The organism is Streptomyces sp. NPDC046203 (genome assembly GCF_040646255.1).
Lineage (GTDB): Bacteria > Actinomycetota > Actinomycetes > Streptomycetales > Streptomycetaceae > Streptomyces.
This window is the reverse complement of record NZ_JBEYZX010000035.1, coordinates 14,835-30,009: the sequence shown is the minus strand read 5'-3', so window position 1 is coordinate 30,009 and position 15,175 is coordinate 14,835. Positions and strand designations below refer to the sequence as shown.

Sequence of the window (15,175 nt, the reverse complement as noted above, 5' to 3'; positions counted from 1 at the left end):
CTTAGGGGGATTTCCCGTGCCGACGCGACCGGTTTTCCCGCTCCACCGGACCCCACGGGGGCAGGATGTGATGTTATGTCCTCTTCATTCGGTATGACCTTCGGAATGGCCGGCGACGGGCCACCCCCCGAACCCGCCTGGGAACCCCGCGACCCCACCGCGGCCACCCCGCCCGACGGTCCCGCCCCCAAGAGACCCTGGACCCGCGCAAAGCCCGGTAAGCCCGGTGAGCCCGGCAAGCCCGGGAACCCCGGGAACCCCGCGGGCGGCAAGAAGCCCGCACCCGGCAGGAACCGCAAGCCGCTCAGCCGCCGGCGCCGGATCGCGCACCGCCTCCTCGGCGCCACCGGCCTCGCCGCCCTGCTCTTCCTCGGCGCCCTCGTCGCCGGCTACTTCCTCGTCGACATCCCCACCGCCAACGCCGGCGCCGTCGCCCAGTCCAACCTCTACCTCTACCGGGACGGCTCCCCCCTCGCCCGCTCCGGCGACATCGACCGCGAGAGCGTCAGCCTCAAGCACGTCCCCGGCACCGTCCAGCACGCCGTCCTCGCCGCCGAGGAACGCGACTTCCGCGACGCCCCCGCCGTCGACCCCCGCGCCATGCTCCGCGCCACCTGGAACACCCTCAGCGGCAAGGGCCGTCAATCCGGCTCCACCATCACCCAGCAGTACGTCAAGAACTACTACCTCGGCCAGGAACAGACCCTCACCCGCAAGGCCAAGGAGTTCTTCATCTCCCTGCGCGTCGGCAACGAGAAGAGCAAGGACGAGATCCTCGAGGGCTACCTCAACACCAGCTACTTCGGCCGCAACGCCTACGGCATCCAGGCCGCCGCCCAGGCCTACTACAACAAGAACGCCAAGGACCTCGGCACCGCCGAAGGCGCCTACCTCGCCTCGCTCCTCAACTCCCCCAACGCCTACGACGTCGCCAGCCACCCCGAGAACCGCGCCCGCGCGCTCGCCCGCTGGCACTACGTCCTCGACGGCATGGTCAAGGAGGGCTGGCTGACCCCCGCCGCCCGCGACGCCGCCGCCTTCCCCACCCCCCGGCCCGTCCGGGTCACCACCGGACTCTCGGGGCAGCGCGGCTACCTCGTCCAGGCCGTCGAGCAGTACCTCACCGACCACGGCGTCGTCGACGAGAAGACCCTGGCCGGCGGCGGCTTCCGCATCACCACCACCCTCGACCCCGACCGCCAGCAGGCCCTCGCCGAGGCCGTCGAGGACCGCGTCACCTCCCGCCTGGACCCCGACCGCAACCCCGCCGACCGCTGGGTACGCGTCGGCGGCGCCGCCATCGACCCGGCCACCGGCGACGTCGTCGCCCTCTACGGCGGCATCGACTACACCCGCCAGTTCGTCAACAACGCGACCCGCCGCGACTACCAGGTCGGCTCCACCTTCAAGCCCTTCGTCCTCGCCGCCGCCCTCCAGCACGAAGCCCGGACCCAGGGCGGCGAGACCATCACCCCCAACACCACCTACAACGGCGACAACAAGCGCCCCGTACGCGGCTGGACCGGGCCCCTCTACAACCCCGCCAACGAGGACGACCACAACTACGGCGACATCACCCTCCGCGAGGCCACCGACAAGTCGGTCAACGCCGTCTACGCCCAGCTCGCCGTCGACGTCGGTCCCGCGCGCGTCCGCCAGACCGCCATCGACCTCGGCCTGCCGGCCCGTACCCCCGACCTCACCGCCTCCCCCTCGATCGCCCTCGGCCCCGCCACCGCCAGCGTCCTCGACCTCGCCCAGGCATATGCCACCCTCGCGAACCACGGCAGCCACGGCACGTACACCCTCGTCGCCCAGGTCACCCGCGACGGCACCGACTTCCCCCTCCCCCGCGCCAAGCACCCGGCCCCCGTCCAGGCCCTCGACCGCGAAGCCGCCGACACCACCACCTCCGTGCTGCGCGGAGTCGTCGACGGCGGCACCGGAACCGCCGCACTCGCCGCCGGCCGCCCCGCCGCCGGCAAGACCGGCACCGCCGAGGACGACAAAGCCGCCTGGTTCGCCGGCTACACCCCCGACCTCGCCACCGTCATCGCGATGATGGGCCAGGACCCCAAGACCGGCCGCCAGCTCCCGCTCTACGGAGCCCTCGGGCAGCGCCGTATCAACGGCAGCGGCCCGCCCGCCGAGATCTGGGCCCGGTTCACCCGCGAGGCACTCGCCGACACACCGGTCAAGGACTTCGACCTCGACCTCCTGGACGGCGCCGAACCACTGCCGACGACCTCCCCGTCACGACCGGGCCAGGGACAGGGGCAGGGGAACGAAGGACCGCCACGCGGACGCGGGCCCTTCGGCCAACCGGGACAGCAGGGGCAGCCGGGGCAGTTCGGCCGACCGGGCCTGCCGGGTCTGCCCGGCCTGCCGGGCCTGCCAGGCCTGCCCGGACAATACGCACCGGGCACTACGCCGAACGGGGGGTCCGGAGGCCAGAACCCGGGCAACCACCCGCCCGTACCGGCCCCCGCTCCCGTACCCCGGCCCCTGCCTCACAGGCCCCAGCAGCCCGCACCGGACCTGCCGGACACGCCGTCCCCGCCCGCCATGCCGGACGAACCCGGCACCTCGGACACCCCCGGCGCACCGGGCTCACCCGGCCTGCCGCCACAGCAGCAACAAGTGCCCGTCAATGACCCGACGTGGCTTTGAGGCCGACCACGGCCACCAGCAGAAGACAGACGAAGAAGATCCGGGCGGCGGTCGCCGGCTCCCCCAGCACGAGCATGCCGTACACCGTCGCCCCCGCCGCGCCGATCCCGACCCACACCCCGTACGCCGTACCGATCGGCAGCGTCTTCGTCGCCTGCGCCAGCAACAGCATCGACGCGACGATCCCCGTGACCGTGAACACCGTCGGCCACAGACGGGTGAAACCGTCCGTGTACTTCATCCCGACCGACCAGCCGACTTCCAGCAGACCGGCGACAACGAGAACAACCCAGGCCATGACGACCAGCACCTCCACGAGACAAATCCGGAACAGGTGCGTCGTCTTGTCGAAAACCCGGTACGGCGCGTCTCGTCGGGTGGTCCATTCAGGCTAGCAAAAAACAGAAAAGGGCCTGGTGACCAGGGTCACCAGGCCCTCACCCAAGAGAACCGGCCGCGAAGACCAGCACAGTCCGTCCGGCGCAGACCAGCGCGGAGACTCGGCGATAACGCGGAGGCTCAGAGATGACGCGGAGCGCGGAGGCTCAGAGATACAGACCCGTCGCACCCGACGAATCCTGGAAACGGTCCGCCGCCACCGCGTGCAGATCCCGCTCCCGCATCAGTACGTAAGCGGTGCCCCGCACCTCGACCTCGGCGCGGTCCTCGGGGTCGTACAGCACCCGGTCGCCGATCTCGACGGTACGGACGTTCTGCCCGACCGCCACGACCTCGGCCCAGGCCAGCCGACGGCCTACGGCGGCCGTCGCCGGAATCAGGATGCCACCGCCCGAACGCCGCTCCCCCTCAGGGGAGTCGGTCCGGACCAGGACCCGGTCGTGGAGCATCCGGATGGGCAGCTTGTCGTGCGTGTTCTCGCTCACGGTCCGAACCTACCTGCCCCGGCGTGTCGCCCGTACCCCGGACCACACTCCGGGCCGCACCAGGCCCCGGCGGCCCGTGCGAGCCGCCGCTGCTCCCGCCGTTCCCGCCGTTCCCGCTACTTCTTCTCCTTGCAGGACACCGCGATCAGCCCCACCACCGCGACCGCGACCAGCGCGGCCGGCAGCACCCGCTCCATGCGGGGCGCGCCGTCGGCGTGCGTGAAACGCGCCTTCACATCCGAGACGACCCGGTTCACGGCGACGAACGCCCGCCCGGCGGTCTGGTCGACCTGAGCCGCGACCTTCGCCTTGGCGTCGCCGACGATCGTCTTCGGATGCAGCCGAATGCCGATCTCGTCGAGAGTGACGGCGAGCTGCTCGCGCCGGCGGACGATGTCCGCCTCGATCTGCGCAGGGGTCCTGGCCTCCGACACCGCGCTGCCTCCGTAGTCCTGTTTTCCGGTCGTTTTTCCGGTCGTCGAGAGACAGTCTGTCAGCTCGACCGCCGTCGGGTAGCCCCCGACCCCTACTAGGCTCTCATCGCGTACGCGAACATTCCCGAGGAGAGACAGCCATGAGCGAGCGACTGCAGCCCGGCGACACCGCCCCCGCCTTCACCCTGCCCGACGCGGACGGCAACGAGGTCTCCCTCGCGGACCACAAGGGCCGCAAGGTCATCGTCTACTTCTACCCCGCCGCGCTGACCCCCGGCTGCACCAAGCAGGCCTGCGACTTCACCGACAACCTCGACCTGCTGGCCGGGGCCGGCTACGACGTCATCGGCGTGTCCCCGGACAAGCCGGAGAAGCTCGCGAAGTTCCGCGAGAAGGAGAACCTCAAGGTCACGCTGGTCGGCGACCCGGAGAAGAAGGTCCTGGAGGAGTACGGCGCCTTCGGCGAGAAGAAGCTCTACGGCAAGACGGTGACGGGCGTCATCCGCTCCACGATCGTCGTCGACGAGGACGGCAAGGTCGAGCGCGCCCTCTACAACGTGAAGGCCACGGGCCACGTCGCCAAGATCATCCGCGACCTGGGCATCTGACAGGCCGGGGGCTCCACGCACCCCACGCACATCCCAACGGGCGACCCGCTCCACTACGAATAATTCGAATAAGTGGAGCGGGTCGTTCCCTTTCTCGAACGCGATATGGCGTGACTGTCCGATATGCGGGTCGTTAGTCCGTACGAGGCCGGGAACACACGGCCGGAAGCGGAGGGGCCCGATGGGGACGAGCGCGTACACGAAGGAACGCCTGGAGGAGGCGGCGCGGGGAGCGCGGACGCTGACGGAGGCGCTGGAGCGGCTGGGGGTCGATCCGAAGAGCGGTTCCCGCCGGTATCTGTACGACCGCATGCGAAAGCTGGGCGTGGACACCTCCCACTTCGAGCGGGAGGGAGTGCGCTGGACCCGGGAGGTCTTGGAGGAGGCGGTGGCGGCATCCACCAACATGTGGGATGTGCTGCGTCGGCTCGGCGTCGATCTCGTCGGCGGTCAGCACACGCACATCGGCCGCCGGATCAAGGCATTCGACATCGACACCTCGCACTTCCGCGTACCGAGCCGGAGAGGCGAGACACGACGCCCCGCCACCCCCGAGGCATTGCTGGTCAAACAGAGCGACGCCCACCCACGACGTATCCCGAGCGAGCGCGTCGCACGCGCGATGACGCGGTCCGGGGTTGAGGCGAGGTGCGCGCTCTGCTGCACGGACCCGATCTGGCAGGGGCAACCGCTCCCCTTGGAGGTCGACCACGTGAACGGCGACTGGAGCGACAACCGAATCGAGAATCTGCGTTTCCTCTGCCCCAACTGCCACTCGACCACGGACAGCTATCGAGGCCGCGGGAAGAGGCGCGCTCGGTGACCAGCGGGAACCAGTACACACGGGAGCGGCTGGAGGAAGCAGCGGCTTCGTGCGCGAACCTCGACGAGGTCATTGCCTTCCTGGGCACGACGCCGTACAGCTACCTGCATCGGTATCTCATGCGACGCTTCGCGCACTTCGGCATCGACGTGTCGCACTTCCCTTCTCCGGGACGGAGGCAGCCCCCCGCACCCGAAGTGCTGCGGAACGTGGTGGCGGAGTCGAAATCCATCGCGGAAGTGCTGCGCCGCCTCGCGCTATCGGACTGCACGACCAGCCGAGTCCACTTCCGTGAATGGGTTTCCGGCCATGGCCTCGACACCTCTCACTTCCTGGGGCAGGCACACGGCCGAGGGAAGCAGGGCAAGGTCAGGCCCGCTCAGGAGATTCTGATCCGGCATGACGGAAGGTACCGAACGAAGACACATCTGCTCCGCCGCGCGCTGCGCGAAGTCGGTGTCCCGGAACGATGCGTTCTGTGCGGGGTCGGCCCCGAGTGGCTCGGCAGACCCATGACGTTGGAGGTCGACCACATCGACGGAGACTGGCGCGACGACCGGCGCGAGAACTTGCGGCTGCTCTGCCCCAACTGCCATGCGATCACCGACACCTGGTGCCGCGGTGGCCGACGGCGACCTCCAACCAGCGCCCGATGACCGCTACGATGGCCCGGCGAGCGGCCGTGTTGTAACTGGCAGCCAAGCGGCGTTTAGATCGCCGTGGGCGAAAGCCCGTGTGGGTTCGAGTCCCACCGGCCGCACCTCTGGAAGAACAGGGCCGCCCTCCCGGGCGGCCCTGTCTCGTCAGCCCACCAACTCCCGTACCACCGGCACCAGCGCCCGGAATGCCTTGCCGCGGTGGCTGATGGCGTTCTTCTCGGCCGGGGTCAGTTCCGCGCAGGTCACCAAGTGGCCGTCGGGCTGGAGGATGGGGTCGTAGCCGAAGCCGTTCGTGCCGGCCGGGGTGGGGCGGAGGGTGCCGGTGAGGCGGCCTTCGACGACGCGTTCCGTGCCGTCGGGGAGGGCGAGGGCCGCGGCGCAGGCGAAGTGGGCCGCGCGGTGGGGGGCGTCGATGTCGCCGAGCTGGGCCAGGAGCAGGTCGAGGTTGGCCTTGTCGTCGCCGTGACGGCCGGCCCAGCGGGCGGAGAAGATGCCGGGGGCGCCGCCGAGGACGTCGACGCAGAGGCCGGAGTCGTCGGCGATGGCCGGGAGGCCGGTGGCCTGGGCGAGGGCGTGGGCCTTGAGGAGGGCGTTCTCGGCGAAGGTGACGCCGGTTTCCTTGACGTCGGGGATGTCGGGGTAGGCGTCCGCGCCGACGAGTTCGTGGTCGAGGCCTGCGTCGGCGAGGATCGCGTGGAGTTCGGTGATCTTGCCCGCGTTGCGGGTGGCGAGGATCAGACGGGTCATGTCCCGATTATCCGGGGGCTATCCGGGGGTGCAGACCTTGCCTATCTCGGCGGCCGCGTCGGTGAGGGGCTTGAGGTCGGGGGTGGTGTCGCCCTTGTCGACGGCGGTGTGGACGGAGTCGACGCTCTTGCCGAGGTCTTCGATGGCCTTGGCGAGGTCGGCGTTGTCGGTGGTGTCCTTGAGTTTGCCGAGCTCGGTGTCGATGTCGTCGAGGGCCTGGTCGATCCGGGTCGGGTCGTCGGTGGCGTTGCCGACGGCCTGCTGGAGCTTGTCGACGGAGGCCGCTATGGCGTCGGCGGTGTGGACGCAGTCCACGGCTTTGTCGAGGGCGCCGCAGCCGGTGAGTGCGGCGAGGGCGGCTGTGGTGGTGAGGGCGGCCGCGAGAGCGGTGGTGCGGCGACTGCGGCGGTGGCGCTTCACTGTTTCGGGTCCTCCCCCAACCGGACCGGTACATGGCCTGACCGGTACATGGACGGGGCGCACGGTTTCGACCCGTGCGCCCGTACTGTCTACGACGTCTGGAAGGCTCAGAGGGTTCCTTCGAGCGCCTTGCGCTGGAGGTCGGCGAGTTCGGCGCAGCCGTCGGAGGCGAGGTCGAGGAGCTTGTTGAGCTCGTCGCGGTCGAAGGGCTCGGCTTCGGCGGTGCCCTGGACCTCGACGAAGCGGCCGTCGCCGGTGCAGACGACGTTCATGTCGGTGTCGGCGCGGACGTCTTCCTCGTAGCAGAGGTCGAGGAGGGGGGTGCCGTCGACGATGCCGACGGAGACGGCGGAGACGGTGCCGGTGAGGGGCTTGCGGCCGGCCTTGACGAGCTTCTTGGTCTGGGCCCAGGTGATGGCGTCGGCGAGGGCGACGTAGGCGCCGGTGATGGCGGCGGTGCGGGTGCCGCCGTCGGCCTGGAGGACGTCGCAGTCGAGGACGATGGTGTTCTCGCCGAGGGCCTTGTAGTCGATGACGGCGCGCAGGGAGCGGCCGATGAGGCGGGAGATCTCGTGGGTGCGGCCGCCGATCTTGCCGCGGACGGATTCGCGGTCGCCGCGGGTGTTGGTGGCGCGGGGGAGCATGGAGTATTCGCCGGTGACCCAGCCTTCGCCGCTGCCCTTGCGCCAGCGGGGGACGCCTTCGGTGACGGAGGCGGTGCAGAAGACCTTGGTGTCGCCGAAGGAGATGAGGACGGAGCCTTCGGCGTGCTTGCTCCAGCCGCGTTCGATGGTGACGGGGCGGAGCTGCTGGGGGGTACGGCCGTCGATGCGAGACATGGGGTCGAGCCTAGTGGCATGAAGCGAAGGGCCCGTTCCCCTGCCGGAACGGGCCCGTTGGCGACGCGGTTCTCGGGTCCGCGTCACGTCTGCCGTACGCCATCTGCCGCCTGCTGCCTGCCGCCTCTTGTCCGCTCCGCCAGGAGACGGGAAGCGGATGTCAGGCGGGTGTCAGACGACGGTCACATCATGTCCTCGATCTCGCCGGCGATGGGGTCGGCGTCGGTGCCGATGACGACCTGGATGGCGGTGCCCATCTTGACGACGCCGTGGGCGCCGGCGGCCTTGAGGGCCGCTTCGTCGACGAGGGAGGCGTCGGCGACCTCGGTGCGGAGGCGGGTGATGCAGCCTTCGACTTCTTCGATGTTGTCGATGCCGCCGAGCCCGGCGACGATCTTCTCAGCCTTGCTGGCCATGTCGATTCTCCCTGTCCGTTCTGCGTACCGATGGTTCGCGTCCGCTTTGTCACGGTAGCCCACGGTTGGCGCAACCTCGCGCGCGCATACCGTCGTTCTGCCGAATGATGTCGATCACCGGCGGGTTGCCCCTTGTGCGGCTTTTCCGGAGCCTACCAACTGGTCTACACCAGTGTTCATCGACCGCAGCCCGGGAGGACGCCGATGAGCAGCGCGAGCGCCGCCGCCGCCGCACCGCGGAAGCCGAGGTGGAGCTCCTTCTTCCAGGGGCTGCAGAAGATGGGGCGCAGCCTTCAGCTGCCCATCGCGGTGCTTCCGGCGGCGGGGATCATCAACCGGCTCGGTCAGCCGGACGTCTTCGGCGACGAGGGTCTGGGGTGGACGAACGTCGCCAAGGTGATGGACGGGGCGGGCGGGGCGCTGCTGGACGCGGACCTGGGTCTGCCGTTGCTGTTCTGCATCGGTGTGGCCATCGGGATGGCGAAGAAGGCGGACGGTTCGACGGCACTGGCGGCGGTGGCGGGGTTCCTGGTCTACCGGGGGGTGCTGCACCAGTTCCCGAAGGCGTGCGCGGTGGACGCGAAGACGGTCCCGGGCGGTTGTCTCGATCTGAAGGGCGCGTTCTCGGCCGACACGTTCCAGAATCCGGGGGTGTTCGGCGGCATCGTGATGGGTCTGCTGGCGGCGTGGTTCTGGCAGCGGTATCACCGGGTGAAGCTGGTGGACTGGCTGGGGTTCTTCAACGGGCGACGACTGGTGCCGATCATCATGGCGTTCGTCGGCATCCTGTTCGCCGCCCTGTGTCTGTGGATCTGGCCGCCGATCGGCAACGGGCTGGCGCACTTCAGCGACTGGCTGACGGGGCTCGGGGCGTGGGGTTCGGGCATCTTCGGTGTCGCCAACCGGGCGCTGCTGGTGATCGGTCTGCATCAGTTCCTGAACGTGCCGATCTGGTTCCAGTTCGGTTCGTACACGAAGCCGGACGGCACGGTGGTGCACGGCGACATCTCGATGTTCCTGGCGGGCGACCCGAACGCGGGGCAGTTCCTCTCCGGCTTCTTCCCGATCATGATGTTCGCGCTGCCGGCGGCGGCGCTGGCGATCACCCACTGCGCGAAGCCGCACCGGCGCAAGGAGATCGGCGGGCTGATGCTGTCGGTGGCCCTGACGTCGTTCGTGACGGGCATCACCGAGCCGATCGAGTACTCGTTCATGTTCATCGCGCCGGTGCTGTACGCGATCCACGCGCTGCTGACGGGTGTGTCGATGGCGGTGACCTGGGCGCTCGGTGTCCACGACGGCTTCAGCTTCTCGGCCGGTCTGATCGACTACGTGATCAACTGGGGCCTGGCGACCAAGCCCTGGCTGATCATTCCGATCGGTCTCGCCTTCGCGGTCGTCTATTACGCGATCTTCCGCTTCGCGATCACGAAGTTCGACCTCCCGACGCCGGGGCGTGAGCCGGAGGCGGTCGCGGAGGAGCTCGAAGGGGACGTCACCAAGCCGTAGCCCTCACCCGCGCGACCCCTCCGCCGCACCCCGCGCCCCCTCCCCCACAAGGCCCTCGGACCGTCAGGTCCGGGGGCCTTTCGTGTATGGAAGCGGGGCCCGGACGGGGTCGGCGAGCACCCAAAGCGGACATGACGGAGCACACAGATTCACCCACCCCTTCCCCGTGTCCCTTATGTGACAATTGGTCTACACCACCGAGTGGTGTAGACCACGTGGTCCAGATCACCGCGTGCCCCGAGACGCCGCCGTCCCCTCACGTCCCTGTACCCGGGCGGCGCCTTGCCGCCTACTGGAGGATGTTGATGAGTACGGCCACCCCCCAGGCCGCCGCTCCCGCGAAGAAGAAGCGCGGAGCCGGTCTGTTCCAGGGTCTGCAGAAGGTCGGTCGCAGCCTGCAGCTGCCGATCGCCGTCCTGCCCGCCGCGGGCATTCTGCTCCGCCTCGGCCAGGACGACGTGTTCGGCAAGGACGGTCTCGGCTGGGACAAGGTCGCGGCGGTCTTCCTCAACGCCGGTGACGCGGTCTTCGCCAACCTGCCCCTGCTGTTCTGCGTCGGCATCGCCATCGGTTTCGCCAAGAAGGCCGACGGCTCCACCGCGCTCGCCGCGCTCGTCGGCTTCCTGGTCTACAGCAATGTGCTCCGGGCGTTCCCGGTCACCGAGGCCGTGATCAACACGACGGAGAACAAGGGGGTCGACGTCGCCGCGACGTACAACGACCCCAAGGTCTTCGGCGGCATCATCATGGGTCTGCTGGCCGCCGTCGTCTGGCAGCGGTTCCACCGCACCAAGCTGGTCGACTGGCTCGGCTTCTTCAACGGCCGCCGGCTCGTCCCGATCCTCATGGCCTTCGTCGGCACGCTCATGGGTGTCTTCTTCGGCCTGGTCTGGGAGCCGATCGGCAATGCCATCACCGACTTCGGCACCTGGATGACCGGTCTCGGCGCCGCCGGCGCGGGCCTCTTCGGCATCGTCAACCGCGGTCTGCTGCCCATCGGCATGCACCAGTTCGTCAACACCGTCGCCTGGCAGGAGATCGGCTCCTTCAAGGATTCCGCCGGCAACCTCTGGCACGGCGATCTGCCGCGCTTCTTCCACGGTGACCCGACCGCCGGTCAGTTCATGTCGGGCTTCTTCCCGATCATGATGTTCGCGCTGCCCGCCGCCGCGCTGGCGATCACCCACTGCGCCCGCCCCGAGCGCCGCAAGGTCGTCGGCGGCATGATGATGTCCCTCGCGCTGACCTCGTTCGTCACCGGCATCACGGAGCCGATCGAGTTCGCGTTCATGTTCATCGCGCCCCTCCTGTACGCCATCCACGTGGTCCTGACCGCCGTCTCCATGGCCATCACCTGGGCGCTCGGCGTCCACCACGGCTTCAGTTTCTCGGCCGGCGCGATCGACTATCTGCTGAACTGGAAGCTGGCCACCCACCCGTGGATGATCATCCCGATCGGTCTGGTCTTCGCGGCGGTCTACTACGTCGTCTTCCGCTTCGCGATCACCAAGTTCGACCTCGCCACCCCGGGCCGTGAGCCCGAGGAGGAGGTCGAGGACCTCACCAAGGCGTGAGCGTCCGGCGGGCTAGGTGGGCTCGACAGGCCCGGCGGGCTCGTACCCCGTGTACGCACCCGGCGACGATCGCCGCCCGCCATCCTCCGTACGAGTGAAGGCCCCGGACCCCGCGCAAGAAGCGGCGGGTTCCGGGGCCTTCCCCGTACTCGCTTACTCGCCTACTCGCTACGGAAAGGGAATCGGGCGGCTCAGAGCTCGTAGACCGCGCCCGTCCGGGCCAGTTCCGCCGGGCCGTCGAACATCTCGCGCGCGTCCGCGAGGTTCCGCTCGCCGTCCGTCCACGGCGGGATGTGGGTGAGGACCAGCCGGCCCGCCTTGGCCCGGGCGGCGTGGGCGCCGGCCTCGCGGCCGTTGAGGTGGAGGGCCGGGATGTCCTCCTTGCCGTGGGTGAAGGACGCCTCGCACAGCAGGAGGTCGGTGCCCTCGGCCAGTTCGTGGAGGGCGTCGCAGACGCCGGTGTCGCCGGAGTAGGTGAGCGAACGGCCGCCGTGCTCGACGCGGATGCCGTACGCCTCGACCGGGTGGCACACCTTCTCCGTGCGGACCGTGAAGGGGCCGATCCCGAAGGTGCCCGGCTTCAGCGTCCGGAAGTCGAAGACCTCGCCCATCGCGCCGGGGGTCGGCGTGTCCGCGTACGCCGTGGTCAGCCGCTCCTCCGCGCCCTCCGGGGCGTACACGGGGATCGCCGGGCAGCGACCGCCGTCGTGGCGGTAGTAACGGGCGACGAAGTAGCCGCACATGTCGATGCAGTGGTCGGCGTGCAGATGGCTGAGGAAGATCGCGTCGAGGTCGTACAGACCGATGTGGCGCTGCAGCTCGCCCAGGGCTCCGTTGCCCATGTCGAGGAGCAGCCGGAAGCCGTCGGCTTCGACGAGATAGCTCGAACAGGGCGATTCCGCGGACGGGAACGACCCGGAGCAGCCGACGACGGTGAGCTTCATGAAGCGTGAACCTCCGGAGACGGGAGCGGAATGCGCGCGGGGGGAGGTCGTGCGGGTCTTGCGGGTCTGACGAGGGTACGGCGCGTGGCGGCCGGCCGGTCCTTCGTGACGGCCCGTTGTGGGCGAACTCACGGGCTCTGTCACCGGTTCGGATGGTTGACGGGGCGGCGCGGTGTCATGGCCTGGTGGCGGGTACGGTCCTGCGGTATGGACACGATGGGGTGGCTCGCGCTGGCCGGAGTGGTACTGCTCGCGTTCGTCGTGGCGCTGACCGACGGGCGGCGGCGGCTGGGCCGCCGGCCCCCGGATCGCGGGCGCGAACGGGGACGTGAGCGGGAGCGTACGCGGGGGCCGGAACGTGGCCGGGGCCCGGCGGGTGACCGGGGGCCGGGGCGGACCCGGCCGCCCGGCAGACCGGCGGGCGGCGGCAGGACCGGCCGGGCGGCGGTGCGGCCGCCGCGGGCGGGCGAGATCTGGTGGGCCGAGGTGCCGTACGAGGACGGGCCGGGCGCCAAGGACCGGCCGTGTCTGGTGCTCGCGCGGCGCGGCGACCGGGTGCTGGTCGCGAAGATCACCAGCAAGCCGCACGCGGAGCGGCCGGGGGTGATCGCGCTGCCGCCGGGCGCGGTGGGGGACGCGCGGGGGCGGCAGAGTTTCCTGGAGACGGACGAACTGCGGGAGGTCCCGGTGTCGGGTTTCCGGCGGCACGCGGGGAAGGCGGACCCGGCCCTGTGGGGGCAGGTCCGCCATCTGGCCCGCTGACGCAGGGCGCCGGAGCAGGAGCAGGAGCCGAGGCAGGAGCCGGGGCCCGCGGCACCACCGGGGCCGGGACCGGTGGTAGGGCCTCGGCCCGAATGTCACCGGCGCCCGGGCCGGGGCCGGGGCATCGCCCCGCGCCCGCGCCGCAGCCGCGAAAGCTGGCGCCCGCACCGGAGCGGGCGTCAGCCCGGCCAGTGTCCGCTCGGCCCGGTATCAGCCCGTCCCGCCGTCCGTCCCGCCCTCCGGGCTCAGGCCCAGAGCTGGTCCCGCATGGTGGCGATCGCCTCTTCCGTCGTGGCGGCGGTGTAGACGCCGGTCGACAGGTACTTCCAGCCGCCGTCGGCGACGACGAAGACGATGTCGGCGCTCTCGCCGGCCTTGACCGCCTTCCGGCCGACGCCGATGGCGGCGTGCAGGGCCGCGCCGGTGGAGACGCCGGCGAAGATGCCCTCCTGCTGGAGGAGTTCGCGGGTGCGGGTGACGGCGTCGGCCGAGCCGACGGAGAAGCGGGTGGTGAGGACGGAGGCGTCGTACAGCTCGGGGACGAAGCCCTCGTCGAGGTTGCGCAGCCCGTAGACGAGGTCGTCGTAGCGCGGTTCGGCGGCGACGATCTTGATGTCGGGCTTGTGCTCGCGCAGGTAGCGGCCGACGCCCATGAGGGTGCCGGTGGTGCCGAGGCCCGCGACGAAGTGGGTGATGGAGGGCAGGTCGGCGAGGATCTCGGGGCCGGTGGTGGCGTAGTGGGCGCCCGCGTTGTCGGGGTTGCCGTACTGGTAGAGCATCACCCAGTCCGGGTGCTCCGCCGCGAGTTCCTTGGCGACGCGGACGGCGGTGTTGGAGCCGCCGGCCGCGGGGGACGAGACGATCTCGGCTCCCCACATGGCGAGCAGCTGGCGGCGCTCCTCGCTGGTGTTCTCCGGCATGACGCAGACGATGCGGTAGCCCTTGAGCTTGGCCGCCATGGCGAGCGAGATGCCGGTGTTGCCGCTGGTGGGTTCGAGGATGGTGCAGCCGGGGGTGAGCCGGCCGTCCTTCTCGGCCTGTTCGATCATGTGGAGCGCGGGGCGGTCCTTGACCGAGCCGGTGGGGTTGCGGTCCTCCAGCTTGGCCCAGATGCGGACGTCGTCCGACGGGGAGAGGCGGGGCAGCCGGACGAGGGGCGTGTTGCCGACCGCCGCCAGCGGGGAGTCGTAACGCATGGGGATAGGTCCGATCAGACCATGCCGCCGGCGACGGCCGGCAGGATGGTGATGCTGTCGCCGTCGGAGAGCTTGGTGTCGATGCCGTCGAGGAAACGGACGTCCTCGTCGTTGAGGTAGACGTTGACGAAGCGGCGGAGCTTGGCGTCCTCGACGATGCGGGCCTCGATGCCGGCGTGGCGGGTCTCCAGGTCGGCGAAGAGCTGGGCGAGGGTGTCGCCGTTGCCCTCGACGGTCTTGGCGCCGTCCGTGTAGGTGCGGAGGATGGTCGGGATGCGGACCTCGATGGCCATGATGTGGACTCCTGTCGGGAGAGCGGGGCAGGTGGCGGGCGGGTGTCGCGTGCGGCGGGGCGGGCGCGCGGCGTGGCTCCCGCGGGGCGGGGCGTGGTGCCGGGGTACGGGAGCCGGGGTGCGAAGTACGGAGTGAAGTACGGAGTACGGGGTGCTGCGGGTCTTCCTGGGGGCGCGCCGTTCGCGGATCGGGCCCGGTCGGGCGCGGTGGTGGCGCTCAGGGGCGCCGTGCGGCGGTCAGAGCGCGGCGCGCGGCGGACACATCGCGCTGGCGAGACGGCACAGGTCGACGTGCAGACGGGCGACGAGCAGCAGGGGGGCGCTGGGCGTCTTTTCGCTCACGTCGTCGGCAACCATGCGGACATCGTATCGATTCCTGGTCCGGGTTTCGGAATGT

General features: G+C 70.1%; 18 protein-coding genes, 1 tRNA gene and 1 riboswitch. Of the genes, 8 read left to right on the top strand and 11 right to left on the bottom strand.

The window, feature by feature from the left end:
* Positions 1-75 precede the first annotated feature (75 nt).
* Entirely contained in the window at positions 76-2,670 is a 2,595-nt protein-coding gene (locus ABZ990_RS22795) for a transglycosylase domain-containing protein (RefSeq protein ID WP_361234444.1), read from the top strand.
* On the opposite strand, the gene ABZ990_RS22790 is transcribed toward ABZ990_RS22795, so the two are convergent.
* From ABZ990_RS22790 to ABZ990_RS22780, 3 genes are all read right to left on the bottom strand, one after another.
* On the bottom strand, positions 2,648-2,968 hold the full coding sequence (locus tag ABZ990_RS22790; RefSeq protein WP_361234441.1) for a multidrug efflux SMR transporter: 321 nt from the start codon (positions 2,966-2,968) through the stop codon (positions 2,648-2,650). The two genes, ABZ990_RS22795 and ABZ990_RS22790, sit on opposite strands and share 23 nt — an antisense overlap.
* A gap of 35 nt (positions 2,969-3,003) precedes the next feature.
* Positions 3,004-3,067, bottom strand: a riboswitch (guanidine-III (ykkC-III) riboswitch).
* A gap of 148 nt (positions 3,068-3,215) precedes the next feature.
* Positions 3,216-3,554 (bottom strand): co-chaperone GroES, encoded by a 339-nt coding sequence (locus ABZ990_RS22785; RefSeq protein ID WP_361234439.1) that lies wholly within the window; start codon positions 3,552-3,554, stop codon positions 3,216-3,218.
* Between the two features lie 116 nt (positions 3,555-3,670).
* The gene (locus ABZ990_RS22780; protein ID WP_361234437.1) at positions 3,671-3,988 is read right to left on the bottom strand and encodes a DUF3618 domain-containing protein; all 318 of its coding nucleotides are present in this window, start codon (positions 3,986-3,988) and stop codon (positions 3,671-3,673) included.
* 140 nt (positions 3,989-4,128) lie between these two features.
* On the opposite strand from ABZ990_RS22780, the gene bcp reads away from it, so the two are divergent.
* The 4 genes from bcp to ABZ990_RS22760 all read left to right on the top strand — a co-directional run bounded on the left by bcp (position 4,129) and on the right by ABZ990_RS22760 (position 6,179).
* Positions 4,129-4,596, top strand: a complete 468-nt coding sequence (gene bcp / locus ABZ990_RS22775; RefSeq protein WP_361234434.1) for a thioredoxin-dependent thiol peroxidase — start codon at positions 4,129-4,131, stop codon at positions 4,594-4,596.
* Positions 4,597-4,777: 181 nt separating this feature from the next.
* Positions 4,778-5,419, top strand: a complete 642-nt coding sequence (locus tag ABZ990_RS22770; RefSeq protein WP_361234431.1) for an HNH endonuclease — start codon at positions 4,778-4,780, stop codon at positions 5,417-5,419.
* Positions 5,416-6,075 (top strand): HNH endonuclease signature motif containing protein, encoded by a 660-nt coding sequence (locus tag ABZ990_RS22765; protein WP_361234428.1) that lies wholly within the window; start codon positions 5,416-5,418, stop codon positions 6,073-6,075. The genes ABZ990_RS22770 and ABZ990_RS22765 overlap by 4 nt, the downstream gene beginning before the upstream one ends.
* 20 nt (positions 6,076-6,095) lie before the next feature.
* Positions 6,096-6,179 (top strand) — tRNA-Leu (locus ABZ990_RS22760).
* A gap of 43 nt (positions 6,180-6,222) precedes the next feature.
* On the opposite strand, the gene rdgB is transcribed toward ABZ990_RS22760, so the two are convergent.
* From rdgB to ABZ990_RS22740, 4 genes are all read right to left on the bottom strand, one after another.
* Positions 6,223-6,825: an RdgB/HAM1 family non-canonical purine NTP pyrophosphatase gene (gene rdgB, locus ABZ990_RS22755; protein WP_361234426.1), complete on the bottom strand. Its 603-nt coding sequence runs from the start codon at positions 6,823-6,825 to the stop codon at positions 6,223-6,225.
* 18 nt (positions 6,826-6,843) lie between these two features.
* Positions 6,844-7,245 (bottom strand): hypothetical protein, encoded by a 402-nt coding sequence (locus ABZ990_RS22750; protein ID WP_361234423.1) that lies wholly within the window; start codon positions 7,243-7,245, stop codon positions 6,844-6,846.
* A gap of 107 nt (positions 7,246-7,352) precedes the next feature.
* Complete coding sequence (gene rph, locus ABZ990_RS22745; protein WP_361234420.1) at positions 7,353-8,084, bottom strand: ribonuclease PH; 732 nt, start codon at positions 8,082-8,084, stop codon at positions 7,353-7,355.
* Positions 8,085-8,266: 182 nt separating this feature from the next.
* Positions 8,267-8,563 carry a PTS glucose/sucrose transporter subunit IIB gene (locus ABZ990_RS22740; RefSeq protein ID WP_361234417.1) on the bottom strand — a complete coding sequence of 99 codons (297 nt, stop codon included), beginning with the start codon at positions 8,561-8,563 and terminating at the stop codon, positions 8,267-8,269.
* Positions 8,564-8,704: 141 nt separating this feature from the next.
* On the opposite strand from ABZ990_RS22740, the gene ABZ990_RS22735 reads away from it, so the two are divergent.
* Positions 8,705-10,009 carry a PTS transporter subunit EIIC gene (locus tag ABZ990_RS22735; RefSeq protein ID WP_361234415.1) on the top strand — a complete coding sequence of 435 codons (1,305 nt, stop codon included), beginning with the start codon at positions 8,705-8,707 and terminating at the stop codon, positions 10,007-10,009.
* 305 nt (positions 10,010-10,314) lie between these two features.
* Positions 10,315-11,583 carry a PTS transporter subunit EIIC gene (locus ABZ990_RS22730; RefSeq protein WP_361234412.1) on the top strand — a complete coding sequence of 423 codons (1,269 nt, stop codon included), beginning with the start codon at positions 10,315-10,317 and terminating at the stop codon, positions 11,581-11,583.
* A gap of 191 nt (positions 11,584-11,774) precedes the next feature.
* Here the strand turns inward: ABZ990_RS22730 and ABZ990_RS22725 are convergent, their stop codons facing one another.
* Entirely contained in the window at positions 11,775-12,527 is a 753-nt protein-coding gene (locus ABZ990_RS22725) for an MBL fold metallo-hydrolase (RefSeq protein ID WP_361234409.1), read from the bottom strand.
* A gap of 207 nt (positions 12,528-12,734) precedes the next feature.
* On the opposite strand from ABZ990_RS22725, the gene ABZ990_RS22720 reads away from it, so the two are divergent.
* On the top strand, positions 12,735-13,289 hold the full coding sequence (locus ABZ990_RS22720; protein ID WP_361234406.1) for a type II toxin-antitoxin system PemK/MazF family toxin: 555 nt from the start codon (positions 12,735-12,737) through the stop codon (positions 13,287-13,289).
* A 245-nt stretch (positions 13,290-13,534) separates the two neighbouring features.
* Here ABZ990_RS22720 and ABZ990_RS22715 read toward each other — a convergent pair whose 3' ends face one another.
* The 3 genes from ABZ990_RS22715 to ABZ990_RS22705 form a co-directional block, all read right to left on the bottom strand.
* Positions 13,535-14,485 carry a cysteine synthase gene (locus ABZ990_RS22715; RefSeq protein ID WP_361234403.1) on the bottom strand — a complete coding sequence of 317 codons (951 nt, stop codon included), beginning with the start codon at positions 14,483-14,485 and terminating at the stop codon, positions 13,535-13,537.
* Between the two features lie 14 nt (positions 14,486-14,499).
* Entirely contained in the window at positions 14,500-14,778 is a 279-nt protein-coding gene (locus ABZ990_RS22710; RefSeq protein WP_361234400.1) for a MoaD/ThiS family protein, read from the bottom strand.
* A gap of 237 nt (positions 14,779-15,015) precedes the next feature.
* Entirely contained in the window at positions 15,016-15,135 is a 120-nt protein-coding gene (locus ABZ990_RS22705; RefSeq protein ID WP_361234398.1) for a putative leader peptide, read from the bottom strand.
* Positions 15,136-15,175: the final 40 nt, after the last annotated feature.

What these genes read in the sequence shown, in the direction of transcription:
- ABZ990_RS22795 (WP_361234444.1), top strand. Translation starts at nt 76, where the DNA reads ATGTCCTCTTCATTCGGTATGACCTTCGGAATGGCCGGCGACGGGCCA.
- ABZ990_RS22790 (WP_361234441.1), bottom strand. Translation starts at nt 2,968, where the DNA reads ATGGCCTGGGTTGTTCTCGTTGTCGCCGGTCTGCTGGAAGTCGGCTGG.
- bcp (WP_361234434.1), top strand. Translation starts at nt 4,129, where the DNA reads ATGAGCGAGCGACTGCAGCCCGGCGACACCGCCCCCGCCTTCACCCTG.
- ABZ990_RS22770 (WP_361234431.1), top strand. Translation starts at nt 4,778, where the DNA reads ATGGGGACGAGCGCGTACACGAAGGAACGCCTGGAGGAGGCGGCGCGG.
- rdgB (WP_361234426.1), bottom strand. Translation starts at nt 6,825, where the DNA reads ATGACCCGTCTGATCCTCGCCACCCGCAACGCGGGCAAGATCACCGAA.
- rph (WP_361234420.1), bottom strand. Translation starts at nt 8,084, where the DNA reads ATGTCTCGCATCGACGGCCGTACCCCCCAGCAGCTCCGCCCCGTCACC.
- ABZ990_RS22735 (WP_361234415.1), top strand. Translation starts at nt 8,705, where the DNA reads ATGAGCAGCGCGAGCGCCGCCGCCGCCGCACCGCGGAAGCCGAGGTGG.
- ABZ990_RS22730 (WP_361234412.1), top strand. Translation starts at nt 10,315, where the DNA reads ATGAGTACGGCCACCCCCCAGGCCGCCGCTCCCGCGAAGAAGAAGCGC.
- ABZ990_RS22725 (WP_361234409.1), bottom strand. Translation starts at nt 12,527, where the DNA reads ATGAAGCTCACCGTCGTCGGCTGCTCCGGGTCGTTCCCGTCCGCGGAA.
- ABZ990_RS22720 (WP_361234406.1), top strand. Translation starts at nt 12,735, where the DNA reads ATGGACACGATGGGGTGGCTCGCGCTGGCCGGAGTGGTACTGCTCGCG.
- ABZ990_RS22715 (WP_361234403.1), bottom strand. Translation starts at nt 14,485, where the DNA reads ATGCGTTACGACTCCCCGCTGGCGGCGGTCGGCAACACGCCCCTCGTC.
- ABZ990_RS22710 (WP_361234400.1), bottom strand. Translation starts at nt 14,778, where the DNA reads ATGGCCATCGAGGTCCGCATCCCGACCATCCTCCGCACCTACACGGAC.
- ABZ990_RS22705 (WP_361234398.1), bottom strand. Translation starts at nt 15,135, where the DNA reads ATGGTTGCCGACGACGTGAGCGAAAAGACGCCCAGCGCCCCCCTGCTG.